Here is a 15,136-nt window from a genome sequence, read left to right as displayed (position 1 = left end):
AGTGTGTCGCGGCAGGCGTGACAGCGCATGAGCCACCGGTCCTAGGACCGCCGACGGAGCGCGGGAGAGAAGCCTCGCTCATGATCGGCCTGCCGCGCGCAGTCCCGCACCGGTGCCCGTCACCGCGATCGCCCCGTGCGTGTCGGTACGCAGAACCTTCGCCCCCGCCGCCTCGAGCGCATCGAGCGTCCGGGCCGCCGGATGCCCGTACGGGTTGTCCGCGCCGCAGCTGATCAGGGCGATCCGAGGGCGGGCGGTGCGGAGGAGTGCGGGATCCTGATGGGCGGAGCCGTGGTGCGCGACCTTGAGCACGTCCACCCGCGGGATCGCCGGATGGCTCCGCAGCACCCCTCGCTGCGCCGGAGGTTCGAGATCGCCGAGGAGCAGCAGGGTCAGCCCGCCGGACCGAACGAGGAGGGTGACGCTGGAATCGTTGGGCTCCTCGGACTCGAGAGCCGGCCAGGCCCCCCGCGCGTCTGCTGCGGGCCAGAGCACCTGCCAGTCGAGCGGCCCCTCCCGGCGTCTCTCCCCCGGCACGGCACCGATCATCGGAACGTGAGCGGCCTCGGCCGTTCTCCTGACGAAAGCCGCCTGATCCGGCGGTTCGCCGAGATGCGTGGTCTGGATCGCCCCGACCGCGCGGCCCCGCAGCGCACCGGGCAGCCCGCGCACATGGTCGGCGTGGAAGTGCGTCAGCAGCAGGAGGGGCACACGGGTGATGCCGAGGTCACGCAGGCACCGGTCGACGAGCCGCGGTTCGGGGCCGGTGTCCACCACCACCCCCGTGTCCTCCCCGGCGGCGAGCACCATGGCGTCACCCTGGCCCACGTCGCACAAGGCGAAGGCCCAGCCGGGTGGCGGCCACCCGGTCATCATCCGGGTCAGCGGGACCGGTCTCAGGACCGCCAGCACGAGCAGGAGCGCAGCGGCCGAGCAGACCCACGGGTGGCCGGCCAGACGACGGGCGGCCGGCACCGACAGGGCCGTGAGCACCGCGAGAAGGGCGGCACCCCGCCAGCCGCCCGGCCAGTCGACCTCGGCCCCGGGAAGAGCGGCACCGGTGCGGGCCACGGATGCGATCCATCCGGTCGGCCAGCCCGCGGCGGTGGCCAGGCCCTGCGCCACCGGCATGGCCACGGGGGCCGCGGCGAGTGCGGCGAAACCCAGGACCGTCGCGGGAGCCACCGCGAATTCGGCCAGCAGGTTGCAGGGGATCGCTACGAGCCCGACCCGGGACGCGAGGACCACGACGACGGGGGCGCAGACCGCCTGCGCGGCGCCTGACGCGGCCAGTACCTCGGCCAGCCGTGCCGGAACCCCGCGCCGCTGCAGCGCGTCGCTCCAGCGGGGCGCGAGCGTCAGCAGCGCACCGGTGGCGAGCACCGACAGCAGGAAGCCGTAACTGCGGGCCAGCCGGGGGTCGTACAGCACCAGCAGCAGAACGGCGGCGGCCAGCGCGGGAATCAGCGACCTGCGCCGGCCCGTACCGATGGCGAGCAGCGTGATCAGGCCGCAGGCCGCCGCGCGCAGGACGCTCGGTTCGGGACGGCAGACGATCACGAACGCCAGGGCGATCCCCCCGCCGATCAGCGCCGTCATGCGCAGGGAGATGCCCAGTCGCGGGGCGAGACCGCGGCGTTCGCTGCGCAGGGCCGCCCCCGGCGGCCCGATGAGGAGGAAGAGCAGCACCGAGAGGTTGGCCCCGGAAACGGCGAGCAGATGCGTGAGATCGGTCGTCCTGAACGCATCGTGGAGCTCGGGCGGGACCCGTGACGTGTCGCCGACGACCAGTCCCGGCAGAAGGGCCCGTGCGTCGGGTTCGAGCCCGTCCGTGGCCTCCCGCAGCCCGGAGCGCAGCCGTCCCGCGGTGCGGTGGAGCAAGGACGGCTCCACCGTGACGCGTGGCGGGTCGTCCGCGTCCGCGCCCAGTACGGCGGTGACGCGCTCTCCTTCGTGCCGTGGAGGTGCGAGCCTCCCCTCGACGTGCAGCCCGGTGGAGGGCAGCAGCCGCTGCCACAGCGTGGCCGTCTCCCCCGGCGCGACCATGACGAGGACCGGGGTACTGAGCGCGGTGACCGCTCCGTCGGGAGCGGTCAGCCGGGTGATCTCGGCGTTCAGCAACAGGGAGACGGGGGTGCTGTGGTCGCCCTGTACGCGCGGCCGGGTCTGCCGGGGGTCCGATGTGACCGTCAGCTCCGCCTCGACTCGCGCATAGTCCTGCGCGAGGCCGGGGACGGGGCCGCTTCGGACATCTGCAGCGTGGAGCCCGGCGGACACCGCGCCGGCAGCCGCGCAGAGCAGCACGCCGGCGGCGGTGGTGCCACGCGGCCAGGCGTGCCCCCGTGTCCGCGCCGCCCCTGAGGGCCCCCGCGTCACGGGAGGCCCGGCGCGCCCTGGCGGTCCGGCACATCCTGGCCGGCCCGGCAGGCGCGGAGCTTCGGGAGACCGGAAGCGCCTGGGAACTCCGAGGTACCGGCAGGCCATGGCCCGGGACACGGCGATGAGGCTGAGCCCGGCGAGGGCGCACAGGACGGCTCCTGCCGCCGCCCACCACCCCGGCACCCCCAGGGCCAGGGCAGCCGCGGCCCACACGGCGAGGGCGGGAGGGACGAGCCGCAGATCGGCCGGGGCTTCCTGGCGCGGGTCCGCAGAACCGGGCTGCCGCACCGAATCGGCATCGGGGGCCGAAGCCGAAGCACTCTCCGAGGCCGTGTTCGTCCGCGCGTGGGAGCCGTTCACGGGATGACCAACGGCCGAAGGTCCGCGAACCGGCGGTCGCCGATGCCGTTGACCTCGCGGAGTTCGTCGACCGACCGGTAGCCCCCGTGTTCGGTGCGGTAGTCGATGATGTGCTGGGCGAGTACCGGCCCTACCCCGGGCAGGGATTCAAGCTGCTCCACGGTGGCCGTGCCGAGGCTCACCGGCGCACCGGGACCGGCCTGCCCTGCCGAAGGGCCTCCCCCCGCCCCCGCTCCCCCGGTCTGTGTCGTCAGGGCGGGCAGACCCACCACGACCTGTTCTCCGTCCGTCAGGACACGCGCACGGTTGAGCCCGATGACATCCGTGCCCTTGCGAACGCCTCCGGCGGCGCGCAGGGCGTCCTCGACCCGGGAGCCGGCCGGCAGATGCCGGATGCCGGGATGGAGCACCTTGCCGCTCACGTCGACGACGATCCGTCCGCCGGTCTGCGGGCCCGCCTGTGCTCCCCCGGTCGGGGCAGGTGCGGCGGCGGTCAGCTGCGTGTGCGCGGAACCGGGCCCGGAGGCCTGGGCCGCGGCGGCCTCCGTGACCCGCTCCGGTGCGCGTACGGACTCGGGGCGGGCCGACCAGAAGTGCACCGCCGCGAACAGCGCGGCCCCGGCCAGGACCACGGCGAGCGCGGCGAGCGCGCGGGACTCAAGACCACAGCGGAGCTGCACCCACAGGGGTAACCGGTCCCGCAGAGCGGAAGCGGCTTCCTGCCACCGCCCTGTCCGTACTCCGGCGAGCCCAGATGCCCCACCGCGCGCTGGAGGGTCCGATCCGGCCGCAGGATCCTCGGCCGGGCCCACCGCCCCACGGGGAAGCGCCCCCACGGGAAGTCCCTGCGGGAGAGTCGTACGGAGTGGCCCCTGCCGCGGAGACGGCTCCGCGGCAGGGAACGGCACCCCGGGCGCAGGGGGACCTGGAACTGACACCTGCACGGCAGGCCCCCGCACGGCAGGTGCCGGCTCCGAGGACCTCACCGGGGCCGTGACTGGCGACGGTCGGGTGTCCGCGCGTGCGGCCCATGACGGCACCGCCTGGGAGTGGCGTGGAAGCCCGGGTGCACGGGAGCCCCCGGAAGGGCCGGACGCTGTGGTGAGGCAGGAGGAACCGGAAGGGCCAGGAGAGCCGACGAGCCCGGAGGAGCGCTCGGAGGCGACGAAGGGAGCGGGGAGACCGGAGATCGGTGCGCCGGCGTCCGGCGCCGCCCCCGCCCTCGCGTCACCCGCCGACTTACCGTCAGCCGACCGGACGCTGCCAGACCGATCGCCCACCGAACAGCCCTCCGCGGGCCGGTCACCTGCCATCAGCGCGTCCGCCCGGAGCCGCGAGGCCGCCGCCACTTCAGCGTCCTTAGCGCGGGCGGCGCGCCGCCCGCGCCCGCGTCCGACCGCGGACACGGTGCCCGGCGAGGTACCGGCCGGGCCGCCGGGGCGGACGCCGGATCTGTGCCGGGCACGCCCTGCGGGTCCGCCGGCCCCGCGCCGCCCACGAGGCACGAGGCGGTCCGTGAGCAGCTCGGTGTCGCCGGGCGTACGGCGGAAAGGCTGCTCGGCGGACGCCGCTTCTGGCGCAAGAGCCGTTCGCGGGGCCGGGGCCAGGCCGTCGAGGCCCCGCGCGCTGGTGGACACGTGCAGTGATCGGAAGGTCATGCCTCACGACGCTAGGCACTTCCGCGAAAACCTGCTGAGCTGCCCCGATTACGGTGGATAACTTGCCAGTTGTGGATATCTTCCTCACTCGCGGGAGTGAGCTTCAGCGGGGTGAGATCACGACGCCGAGCAACCCGGGCCCGGTGTGCGCGCCGATGACCGCACCCACCTCGCTCACATGCAGATCCCCCAGCCCCGGGACGCGACCCCGCAGCCTTTCGGCCAGCCGCTCTGCCCCTTCCGGGGCCGCGAGGTGATGGACCGCGACGTCCACCGGACCCGTGCCCGCCTCGGTCACGGCGATCTCCTCGAGTCGGGCGATCGCCTTCGACGCCGTCCGCACCTTCTCCAGCAGTTCGATACGGCCGCCGTCGAGCTGCAGGAGGGGTTTGACGGCCAGGGCGGACCCCAGCAGCGCCTGGGCGGCACCTATGCGCCCGCCTCTACGCAAGTAGTCGAGCGTGTCGACGTAGAAGAAGGCGGACGTGCCGGAGGCCCGCTTCTCGGCCGCCGCGACCGCGTCGTCCAGACCACCGCCCGCCTCCGCCGCCTCAGCGGCGGCGAGCGCGCAGAATCCCAGGGCCATCGCGACCACGCCCGTGTCGACCACACGCACCGGCACCGGCGCGTCCTGGGCGGCGAGCAGCGCGGCGTCGTACGTCCCGGAGAACTCGGCCGAAAGATGGAGGGAGACGATGCCCGTGGCGCCCGCGTCCGCCACGGCGCGGTACGTGGCGGCGAAGACTTCGGGGCTGGGTCGTGAAGTGGTCACGGAGCGGCGCTTCTGCAGGGCCAGGGCCAGCGACCGGGCCGAGATCTCCGTGCCCTCCTCCAGCGCCTGATCCCCGAGGACCACGGTCAACGGCACTGCGGTGATGCCGTGCCGTTCCATCGCCTGGGGCGGCAGGTAGGCCGTGGAATCGGTGACGATCGCGACATGGCGGGACATGAGCCGGAGGTTACCTCCCAGGGAGGGGGCAGGGCAGCCCGGGACCGGCCTGCTGATCATTTCCGATCGACCGGAGGCCATCTCGACACACTTCCGGCTTCTCCGATACGCACTTCTCAAACATGCGGCGCACCATCCGACCGCACTTACCAGCGGGCAGGTCGCATCCAGGGTGGAGACGCCCAGATCGGAGGCATCCGGATCGGAGGCATCCGGATCGACGCATCCGCTTGCGCCGGACGCGTGCGTCCGCCCTCAGCAGGATCCGGCGAGTCGGCCACCCCGGCGCGTGGGAGCCGTACACGGCCGGTCAGCCGGTCGGTCAGTTCGTGGTCTCCGGCTTCGAGGACTTCTGCCACGGGTAGCCGCTGGTCAGCCTGGGGTCCGCGGGGGCGAGTGGCTGCGGGCCCGCCTCGGCGGGTGTGCTCCGGCCCGCCTCGGCGGATCCGCTCCTGCCGGGGCCGGCGGTGGTGCCCCGCTCCGGCGCCTCCTCGGTCGTCCAGTGCCGCAGTGCCCCGGCCTCCACGTCGATCTGCGCGTTCAGTGCGGCCAGGTCGTCGTCGGCGAACTGCCTGGCCCGGTCACGAGCCGCCCAGCGCAGGGACTCCGCGGAGTGCGTGATGCGCTGCGTCCGTTCCTTCAGGCCGGGCATCAGTCCGGCCACCGTGGACCGGTCCGGCTCGCGCTCCAGGCGCTTGAGGTCGTCGTCGAGTTCGCGTCCGTGCGCACTGAGACGCTCGAAGAGCGCGAGCGACTCGGAGAGCGAGGCGTCCTCCGCCACTCCGGCGTTCAGCGCGTCCTGCGTGGCCCTCATCGAGGTGCGCAAGGCGAGCCGCAGCTGTGCGAGCTCCCCGGGCACGCCCGGCTGGCTGTAACTCTTGGCCCTCAGCGCGGTGTCCTCCACGGAGCGGCGGGCCTGCGTGATCGTCCGGTCCACGCCGCGCTTGGCAGCGCGCACGGCCTTGACCCCGGCGTACACCCCGAGCGCCGTGAACGCGATGAACAGCAGCGTCAGGATGAGGATCACGGTTTCCATGGACGCCCCTCGGTTGTCGACTCGGCTGCCGGTGTGCGGTCGCCCCTCCTACCGTAAACGGAACGGGCAGGCCGAGGGTTCCACCGGAACCCCCAACCTGCCCGTAGGGGAAAGCCCTGGCACACCGGGCCCGAGAGCCCGGTGTGCCTCGCGCGGGGCGGCGCGGGCCGCCCGGGACCGTCAAGCGGGAACGATGTTGACCAGCTTCGGTGCGCGCACGATCACCTTGCGGACCCCTGCCCCGCCCAGCGCGGCGACGACGTTCTCGTCCGCCAGGGCCAGCGTCTCCAGCTCCTCGTCCGTGATCGACGGGGAGACCTCCAGGCGAGCCTTCACCTTGCCCTTGACCTGCACCACGCAGGTCACCGTCTCGTCCACGACGTACGCCGGATCGGCGACCGGGAAGTCCTGGTGGACCACGGAGCCGGTGTGGCCCAGCCGGCTCCACAGCTCCTCCGCCACGTGCGGCGCCAGAGGCGCGATCAGCAGCACCAGCCGTTCGGCGACGGACCGCGACAGCGGGCCACCGGTCTTCGTCAGGTAGTTGTTCAGCTCGGTGACCTTGGCGATCGCCGTGTTGAAGCGCATCCCGGCCATGTCCTGGCCGACACCGTCGATGGCCTTGTGCAGCGCCCGCAGCGTGTCCTCGGTGGGCTCCGTGTCGACGACGGTGACCTCCCCGGTCTCCTCGTCGACGACGTTGCGCCACAGACGCTGCAGCAGCCGGAACTGGCCGACGACCGCCCGGGTGTCCCACGGACGCGACACGTCCAGCGGCCCCATGGCCATCTCGTACAGCCGCAGGGTGTCGGCCCCGTACTCACCGCAGATCTCGTCGGGCGTGACGGCGTTCTTCAGGGACTTGCCCATCTTGCCCAGGACACGGCTGACCTTCTCGCCGCCGTGGTAGTAGGCCCCGTCGCGCTCCTCGACCTCGGCGGCCGGGACCGCGATGCCGCGGCTGTCCCGGTAGACGAAGGCCTGGATCATGCCCTGGTTGTACAGCTTGTGGAAGGGCTCGGCGGACGAGATGTGCCCCAAGTCGTGCAGCACCTTGGACCAGAAGCGCGCGTACAGCAGGTGCAGCACCGCGTGCTCCGCGCCACCGACGTACAGGTCGACGCCGCCGGTGGGCTGTCCCTCGCGGGGCCCCATCCAGTACTGCTCGATGGCCGGGTCGACCAGCTGCCGGTCGTTGTGCGGGTCCAGGTAGCGCAGCTCGTACCAGCAGGAACCGGCCCAGTTCGGCATGGTGTTGGTCTCGCGGCGGTACTTGCGCGGGCCCGCGCCGTCACCCAGGTCCAGGGTGACGTTGACCCAGTCGGCGTTCCGGGACAGCGGGGTCTCGGGCTGGGTGTCGGCGTCCTCCGGGTCGAAGGTGCGCGGCGAGTAGTCCTCGACCTCGGGCAGTTCCAGCGGCAGCATCGACTCGGGCAGCGGGTGGGCGATGCCCTCCTCGTCGTACACGATCGGGAAGGGCTCGCCCCAGTAGCGCTGACGGCTGAACAGCCAGTCACGCAGCCGGAAGTTGACGGTGCCCTCGCCGACGCCGCGCGTCTGCAGCCACTCGGTGATCTTGGCCTTGGCCTCGACCACGCCCAGGCCGTCCAGCGAGATCTCGTCGTTGGCCGAGTTGACCAGCATCGCCTCGTACGAGGAGAAGGCGTCCTCCCACGTCGCCGGGTCCGTGCCGCGGCCGTCCGACGGCTCGACGACACAGCGCATCGGCAGCTCGAAGGCGCGCGCGAAGGCGAAGTCGCGCGCGTCGTGCGCCGGTACGGCCATGATCGCGCCGGTGCCGTACCCCATCAGCACGTAGTCCGCGATGAAGACGGGGACCTTCTCGCCACTGACCGGGTTGGTCGCGTACGCGCCGGTGAAGACGCCCGTCTTGTCCTTCGCCTCGGCCTGCCGCTCGACGTCGGACTTGGCGGCCGCCTGCTTGCGGTAGGCGGTGACGGCCTCGGCCGGGTTCGCGTGACCACCGGTCCAGACCGGGTGGGTGCCCTCCGGCCAGGCGGCGGGGATGATCCGCTCCACCAGCTCGTGCTCCGGTGCCAGCACCATGTAGGTGGCACCGAACAGGGTGTCCTGACGGGTGGTGAAGACGGTGATGTCGCCGGCGCCGTCGACCGGGAAGCCGACGCGCGCACCCTCGGACCGGCCGATCCAGTTGCGCTGCTGCAGCTTGATGGCCTCGGGCCAGTCCAGCCCGTCCAGGTCGTTCAGCAGCCGGTCGGCGTAGGCGGTGATCCGCATGTTCCACTGCCGCAGCTTGGCCTTGAAGACCGGGAAGTTGCCACGCTCGGAGCGGCCGTCGGCCGTCACCTCTTCGTTGGCCAGCACGGTGCCCAGGCCCGGCGACCAGTTGACGGGCGCGTCCGAGGCGTACGCCAGGCGGTACTGCCCCAGGAGGTCGGCGCGCTCGGCGGCGTCCAGGGCGCTCCACTCCCGGCCGCCGGGGACCGGGCGCTCACCGCTCTCGAACTGGGCGACCAGCTCGGCGATCGGGCGGGCACGGTCGGCCTCGGTGTCGTACCAGGAGTTGAAGATCTGCAGGAAGATCCACTGGGTCCACTTGTAGTAGTCCGCGTCGATCGTGGCGAAGGAGCGGCGCTTGTCGTGGCCCAGGCCCAGCCGGCGCAGCTGGACCTTCATGTTCTCCATGTTGGCCTCGGTGGAGGCCCGCGGGTGGGTGCCCGTCTGGACGGCGTACTGCTCGGCCGGCAGGCCGAAGGCGTCGAAGCCCAGGGTGTGCAGGACGTTGTGTCCCGTCATCCGCTGGTGGCGTGCGTAGACGTCGGTGGCGATGTAACCCAGGGGGTGGCCGACGTGCAGACCCGCGCCCGACGGGTACGGGAACATGTCCATGATGAATTTCTTCGGCCGGGCGGCCAGCTCCGCGTCGCCCGCCAGATCACCGGACGGGTTCGGCGCCTCGTACGTCCCCTCGGCGTCCCAGAAGTCCTGCCAGCGTGCCTCGATGTCGGCGGCCATCGCTGCCGTATAGCGGTGCGGCGCGGCCACCTCGGCCGCGGTGTTCGTCTCGCTCATGATCCTCAAAGCTCCATCGATCGTCATCTGCCGGCACCCACGTCCACGACACACGTCTACGGACACACGTCTACGGAAACGAAAAATCCCCTCGCACAGGAGGGGACGCCGCGCCGAGTCCGACCAGGCATTCTCACCGGCCGGAAGTGATCAGCGCGGCTCGCTAAGCAGAAGGCGTACGGCACGCATGGCGTCAGGGTACCGCACAGCCCCGGAGCCCGGCCCGGCAGATACCGGCCCGCAGCACCGCCCCACACCTCTCCACACCGGCGCAGCGAGCACACTCCGGACGCACGAACCCTTCGCACGACCTGCACACTCCGGGGGTTACTCCGCGTACTGCCCTCTATCGGGGCAACCGCTCAAAGCCCGTACCGGCCAGTACGTGGCGACCTAGCATGCGGCAACGGGACCGCTTTGCCGAGCCATTCGGAGTCGCCCCCATGAAGCCTCATCGCAGGATCCGTTCGTCCCCCTCCATGAGCCTCAGCCCAGGAACGAGCCGCCCTCTGCAGGGCGGGCTGACCGTCGCGGCACTGGTTCTCATCCCTCTGCTCGCCGTCGCCGGGAGCGACGGGATGCGTACCGCGTTCGACTTCACGACCGGCGTCCTGACGCTGGTCTCGCTCACCGCGGCCGTCGCTTGGGGCCTGCTGGCCACGGACCGGCTGTTCCTCTCGAGCCGCCAGCGGCTGATCTGCCAGGGCATCCACCGGGCGTGCGCCGTCGCGTCCCTGGGCTTCCTCCTGCTGCACGGAACCGTGAAGATCGCCCTCGGGCACGTCGGGGTGCTCGCCGCCCTCGTCCCCTTCAGCACAGGGGTCGGCGGCACGGCCGGTCTCATCGGCTTCGGTTCACTGGCCGGGATGCTGATGATCGTCGCGGCTGCGACCGGCGCCATGCGCAGTGCGTTCGTCACCCCGGGCAGGATCGCGGGGCGCTGGCGCGCACTGCACGCGCTGGCCTATCCGGCCTGGTGCTCGGCGCTGGTACACGGCCTCTACGCCGGCCGGCAGCCGGCCACCTGGGTCGTCGTGATGTACGCGCTCTGCCTGACGGCGGTGGCGGCAGCCCTCGCCCTGCGCCTGCTGCCCGGCCCGGCCAAGCGCGCGATCACCGAGCGGGTCTCCTCCCTGGTCAGCCCGCAGGCCCCGCCGTCCGCATCGGACCCGATCCTGCGCGGTTCCCCCCTCCCCGGCGCGGAACACATGCCTCCGCCGCCTTCTCGCGGCCTTCCTCCCGAAGCCCCGGGCTGGGGCGAGGACGACCGCGGGACGCTGGGCACCCCGGTCCGCCCCAGGACGCTCACAGCCCCGCCGCCGCCCAGGAGGCAGGCGTACGAGGCCTCACCGCACGAGCAGCCGCATCCCGGGTTCGCCCACCGCGCACACCTTCACGACCAGCCCACGCAGCACGAACGCGCGTACACCTCCCCCGCGCCTCATGAACGCCCGCTCGACCAGCCCCTGTTTCACGAACCGCCGCCGCGCGGTTCCGAGCGCCTGGCCACGGACGCGGAACCGGTTCCGGCGCCACCGGCACGCGCCCGGCCCGGCTTCTCAGCGGCGTACAGGGCCGTCTCCCGCACCGCCGGCCGGCCCCCCGAGCGGGCCGTGGAGGAGCGGTGGCCCGCGCCCTCGCCGCCGTCCCCGGCCCAGGCGTTCGGGCCCACGTACACCGCGCCCCCGTCCACCTCCGGCCAGGAGACCGAGCAGTTGCCGGGACCGCTCTACCCGCCCCCGGCAGGAGCGCCCTGGCAAGCACCCGCAGGAGAACGACCGTGAACGTCCCCCTCCCCGATGTGCCCGAGGTCCGCGTCGTCGGGCTCCCCCAGCTGACCACCGGATTCGACCTGGTGGAGCGCCTCGGCCTGGCCATGCATCTGAAGGTGCACGGACCGCTCGAACCGATGACCGGCGAGCGGCTCGCCGAACTGGCCGAGTCCATATCGCTGCGGGGCCGCGGCGGGGCGGGCTTCCCCTTCGGCAAGAAACTCCGTGCGGTGGCGAAGGCCTCGGTACGGCGAGGGGTCCGGCCGGTCGTCGTGATCAACGGCAGCGAGGGCGAGCCGGCCTGCCGCAAGGACACCGTCCTGCTCAACCGAGCGCCGCACCTGATCCTCGACGGCGCGCTGCTCGCGGCGGAGGCCATCGGCGCGCGCACGCTGGTGGTGGCCGTCACACGCAACTCCACGGAGATCTCCGTACGCTCCGCCCTCGCCGAACGCGGCCTGTCCGACCGGCGCGGCCGGCATCTGCGCGCCAGAGTCGTGCGCACCCCGGAGCGCATGGTCTCCGGGGAGGCCTCGGCGGTCATCAGGGCGGTGAACGGCGGGCCGGCCCTGCCGCCGGGCCGCAGGGAACGCGCGGCGGAGTCCGGTGTGGCGGGCGCCCCCACGCTCCTGTCCAACGCGGAGACGTACGCCCAGCTCGCGGTCGCCGCCCGTCTCGGCTCCCGCCGTTACGGGCACACCGGCCTCCCGGACGAGCCCGGCACGGTCCTGCTCACGGTCTCGGGGGCCGTGGCCCGCCCGATGGTGATCGAGGTGCCCACGGGGGTCCCCCTGCGGTACGTCCTGGAGCTGGCCGGAGCTCCGCCGTTCCCCCAGGGAGTGCTGACCGGCGGTTACCACGGCAACTGGATCGACGCGATCGCCTCGCACGACGCCTTGGTCTCCCGCGCCTCTCTGGCTGCGGTGGGCGGAGCGCTCGGCGCGGGTGCCGTCCTGCCGATCGGCCCGGACACCTGCCCGATCGGCGAGTCGCTCAGGATCGCGAACTGGCTGGCGGCCGAGACGGCCGGGCAGTGCGGTCCCTGCAAGCTGGGGCTGCCGGCCGCCGCGGGCGGCCTGTCCGACGTACTGAACGGCGGCGGTCCCGCGGCCCTGGAGGCCCTGCGCGAGGTGACGCAGGCGGTCAAGGGTCGCGGGGCGTGCAAGCATCCGGACGGATCCGCGCGCTTCCTGACGTCCACGCTCTCGGCGTTCACGGACGACCTGGCCGCGCACGTGCTGGACGGTGGCTGCGGGCGGGAGACGCTCGGGGTCCTGCCGCTGCCCGCGCCCGGCTACGAAGGGCTGGAGGAGTCCATTCCGAGCGGCGAGAAGCTGGCGGTGGACTGGACCCTCTGCCAGGGCCACGGCCTCTGCGCGGACATCGTTCCCGAACTGATCAGGCTGGGCCCCGACGGCTACCCGGCGCTCGCGGACGCCGCCGTCCCCGTGCACCTGCGGGGCCGGGCCCAGCGAGCCGTACGGCGCTGCCCGGCACTGGCCCTGCGTATCGAGCAGGCCCCCGCCGAACGCCCCGCGCTCCCGAGCGCCGAGCGCAGGGCCCTGGGCAGCGGACGCGACTGATCCGGCGGAGCGCGGCGAGGGCCCTGTTCCCTCGCTCCGGAGAGACGAAGGACACGAACGGGCACAAAGAGAAGCGGACCATCCGATCCGGATGGTCCGCTTCTTCACTGTGGAGCTAAGGAGAATTGAACTCCTGACCTCCTGCATGCCATGCAGGCGCTCTACCAACTGAGCTATAGCCCCGTGTTGTCTGCCGCCCGGTTTCCCTGGCGACATCGAGAACATTACACGGTCCCGGCGGCGCATCAAAAATCGTTTCCACCCCGACCGGACGTGACCGGTGCCCGGCGCTGGGACCAGCGGCCGATCCCGCTCCGGAGGTCCCCGTGCGGAGGAGTCCGGAGGCCGCGGACGGCCGTCTGCCCGCCCTCCCCGACACCCGTCCGTGGACGGCTCGTCAAGCCGTCGCGAAGGAGTAGAACCGTTTGAGGGTGCAGTGCTCCTCGAGCAGCCGGCCGTAGATGGGCTCCCCCTCGAGCTCCCGGTAGGTCTCGATGGGGTCGCCTTTTATGATCAGCGCCCGGGCGCACTCTTCGCACCAGTACTGGAACTCGGCGTTGACGGGGTCCATGTCCCTGACGATGGGCGTACCACTGCCGCACCAGTCGCACTTCCGCCTGTGTGCACCCATCCGGTCAGCTCCGACTGTGGCCGCGGGCCGTGCACGCGAAGGAGCCCTCCCGCGGACTGGCGGGACCGTGAGGTGTGGCGGGGGGATGGGCCGCGGTGGAGGTGACGCGCAGGTCCGGGACCTGTACGCGGCTCGCAGGCATCGCGCTCCCTCCCGATCGGTCCGTCGCCCCCTCCGGCGCTCCGATTCTGCCATGGCCCCGCAAGGGGGTCAGCCCGACGAGGGCCCCGCCGCCCGGCTTTGGCCTGAAGAAACGGACCGCGAACGGCCGGCGTACGCACGAGAACGGCCCAGCAGCCCCCTGACAGCCCTTGTCCCGCACGGGCCAAGGCAGTTGAGGCCCGCGCCGGCCGGAGAGGCGGGGATGGACCGTACGAACGGCAAAAAAAGATCCCGCCCCCTGTCGGGGACGGGATCTTCACTGTGGAGCTAAGGAGAATTGAACTCCTGACCTCCTGCATGCCATGCAGGCGCTCTACCAACTGAGCTATAGCCCCGCTGTCCGCTGTGTTTCCCTGCGTTTCCGCGCTGCGAACAAGAAGAACTTTAGCCTGCGACGAGCCGGAAAGTGAAATCCGGCCCCCCACCGCCCGTGCACCGGCCCCAGGGGCCGTCGGCCGACGGCTAGTCGTCGTCCCCGAGCACCGGTTCGGGGAGCGTCCCGGCGTTGTGCTCGAGCAGGCGCCAGCCGCGCGCGCCCTCGCCCAGGACGGACCAGCAGCAGTTGGAGAGTCCGCCGAGCCCTTCCCAGTGGTGGGCGTCGAGCCCGAGCAGACGGCCGATGGTCGTCCGGATCGTGCCGCCGTGACTCACGACGACGAGCGTTCCCGCGTCCGGCAGCTTGCCGGCGTGCTCCAGGACCACGGGGGCGGCCCGGTCGGCGACCTCGGTCTCCAGCTCGCCACCGCCCCTGCGCACCGGCTCGCCGCGCTTCCAGGCGGCGTACTGCTCGCCGTACTGCCCGACGATCTCCTCGTGCGTGAGGCCTTGCCAGGCTCCCGCATAGGTCTCACGCAGCGCGGAATCATGGGCGACAGCGAGGCCGGTGACCGAGGCGAGCTCGGCGGCCGTGGCCGCCGCCCGCCGGAGGTCGGAGGCGACGATCGCGTCCGGCCGCAGCGAAGCGAGCAGCCTCGCGGCACGACGGGCCTGCCCGACGCCGACCTCGGTCAGCTCGATGTCGGTGGAACCCTGGAATCGGCGTTCGAGGTTCCACGCGGTCTGGCCGTGCCGCCAGAGGACGATCCTGCGGCCCCTGCCGCTGCTGCTGCCGTTCAGCTCTGCTCACCTTCCGTGCCGCCGTTGAGCTGGGCGTGCTCCTCGGCCTTGCCCCGGGTCTTGACCGCGTCCTCGGGGAGGGCGATCTCGGGGCAGTCCTTCCACAGTCGCTCGAGCGCGTAGAACACGCGCTCCTCGCTGTGCTGGACGTGGATCACGATGTCGACGTAGTCGAGGAGGATCCAGCGTGCGTCGCGGTCGCCCTCGCGGCGTACCGGCTTGGCACCGAGCTCCTTCTGAAGCCGCTCCTCGATCTCGTCGACGATCGACTTGACCTGGCGGTCGTTGGGGGCCGAGGCCAGCAGGAAGGCGTCGGTGATCGACAGCACGTCGCTGACGTCGTAGGCGATGATGTCGTGCGCGAGCCGGTCGGCTGCAGCCTGGGCGGCAGCGTTGATGAGCTCGATGGAGCGGTCCGTGGCGGTCACATGCAGGC

General features: G+C 72.3%; 10 protein-coding genes and 2 tRNA genes. 2 read left to right on the top strand and 10 right to left on the bottom strand.

Going from position 1 to position 15,136, the window contains the following annotated elements:
- Positions 1-78: 78 nt before the first annotated feature.
- The 5 genes from ACFY8O_RS08860 to leuS all read right to left on the bottom strand — a co-directional run bounded on the left by ACFY8O_RS08860 (position 79) and on the right by leuS (position 9,436).
- Positions 79-2,739 (bottom strand): ComEC/Rec2 family competence protein, encoded by a 2,661-nt coding sequence (locus ACFY8O_RS08860; RefSeq protein ID WP_387900171.1) that lies wholly within the window; start codon positions 2,737-2,739, stop codon positions 79-81.
- A complete protein-coding gene (locus tag ACFY8O_RS08855; RefSeq protein ID WP_387900169.1) occupies positions 2,736-3,419 on the bottom strand; it encodes a helix-hairpin-helix domain-containing protein in 684 nt (227 codons plus the stop codon). Before ACFY8O_RS08855 ends, ACFY8O_RS08860 begins: the two co-directional genes overlap by 4 nt.
- Before the next feature lie 1,081 nt (positions 3,420-4,500).
- Complete coding sequence (locus ACFY8O_RS08850; RefSeq protein ID WP_145801587.1) at positions 4,501-5,346, bottom strand: DegV family protein; 846 nt, start codon at positions 5,344-5,346, stop codon at positions 4,501-4,503.
- Positions 5,347-5,668: 322 nt separating this feature from the next.
- Positions 5,669-6,382 (bottom strand): hypothetical protein, encoded by a 714-nt coding sequence (locus ACFY8O_RS08845; RefSeq protein WP_387900167.1) that lies wholly within the window; start codon positions 6,380-6,382, stop codon positions 5,669-5,671.
- 180 nt (positions 6,383-6,562) lie between these two features.
- Positions 6,563-9,436: a leucine--tRNA ligase gene (gene leuS, locus ACFY8O_RS08840; protein WP_387900165.1), complete on the bottom strand. Its 2,874-nt coding sequence runs from the start codon at positions 9,434-9,436 to the stop codon at positions 6,563-6,565.
- A 479-nt stretch (positions 9,437-9,915) separates the two neighbouring features.
- On the opposite strand from leuS, the gene ACFY8O_RS08835 reads away from it, so the two are divergent.
- Positions 9,916-11,220 carry a hypothetical protein gene (locus ACFY8O_RS08835; protein WP_387900163.1) on the top strand — a complete coding sequence of 435 codons (1,305 nt, stop codon included), beginning with the start codon at positions 9,916-9,918 and terminating at the stop codon, positions 11,218-11,220.
- On the top strand, positions 11,217-12,791 hold the full coding sequence (locus tag ACFY8O_RS08830) for an NADH-ubiquinone oxidoreductase-F iron-sulfur binding region domain-containing protein (RefSeq protein WP_387900161.1): 1,575 nt from the start codon (positions 11,217-11,219) through the stop codon (positions 12,789-12,791). The genes ACFY8O_RS08835 and ACFY8O_RS08830 overlap by 4 nt, the downstream gene beginning before the upstream one ends.
- Positions 12,792-12,901: 110 nt before the next feature.
- Here the strand turns inward: ACFY8O_RS08830 and ACFY8O_RS08825 are convergent.
- From ACFY8O_RS08825 to rsfS, 5 genes are all read right to left on the bottom strand, one after another.
- Positions 12,902-12,974: transfer RNA gene (locus tag ACFY8O_RS08825), tRNA-Ala, on the bottom strand.
- 214 nt (positions 12,975-13,188) lie between these two features.
- Entirely contained in the window at positions 13,189-13,422 is a 234-nt protein-coding gene (locus tag ACFY8O_RS08820) for a hypothetical protein (protein WP_033305681.1), read from the bottom strand.
- A gap of 424 nt (positions 13,423-13,846) precedes the next feature.
- A tRNA-Ala gene (locus tag ACFY8O_RS08815) sits at positions 13,847-13,919 on the bottom strand.
- 127 nt (positions 13,920-14,046) lie between these two features.
- Positions 14,047-14,700, bottom strand: coding sequence for a histidine phosphatase family protein (locus ACFY8O_RS08810; RefSeq protein ID WP_145801580.1), 654 nt, complete (start codon positions 14,698-14,700; stop codon positions 14,047-14,049).
- Positions 14,697-15,128: a ribosome silencing factor gene (gene rsfS / locus ACFY8O_RS08805; RefSeq protein ID WP_329228761.1), complete on the bottom strand. Its 432-nt coding sequence runs from the start codon at positions 15,126-15,128 to the stop codon at positions 14,697-14,699. Before rsfS ends, ACFY8O_RS08810 begins: the two co-directional genes overlap by 4 nt.
- Positions 15,129-15,136 lie beyond the last annotated feature (8 nt).

The organism is Streptomyces argenteolus (assembly GCF_042902585.1).
Lineage (GTDB): Bacteria > Actinomycetota > Actinomycetes > Streptomycetales > Streptomycetaceae > Streptomyces > Streptomyces argenteolus.
Note: the sequence above shows the minus strand (reverse complement) of the source record. Positions and strands in the feature narration are given on the sequence as shown.

Coding starts and splice junctions, on each gene's coding strand:
- ACFY8O_RS08820 (WP_033305681.1), bottom strand. CDS start 13,422: ATGGGTGCACACAGGCGGAAGTGCGACTGGTGCGGCAGTGGTACGCCC.
- ACFY8O_RS08845 (WP_387900167.1), bottom strand. CDS start 6,382: ATGGAAACCGTGATCCTCATCCTGACGCTGCTGTTCATCGCGTTCACG.
- ACFY8O_RS08835 (WP_387900163.1), top strand. CDS start 9,916: ATGAGCCTCAGCCCAGGAACGAGCCGCCCTCTGCAGGGCGGGCTGACC.
- ACFY8O_RS08850 (WP_145801587.1), bottom strand. CDS start 5,346: ATGTCCCGCCATGTCGCGATCGTCACCGATTCCACGGCCTACCTGCCG.
- leuS (WP_387900165.1), bottom strand. CDS start 9,436: ATGAGCGAGACGAACACCGCGGCCGAGGTGGCCGCGCCGCACCGCTAT.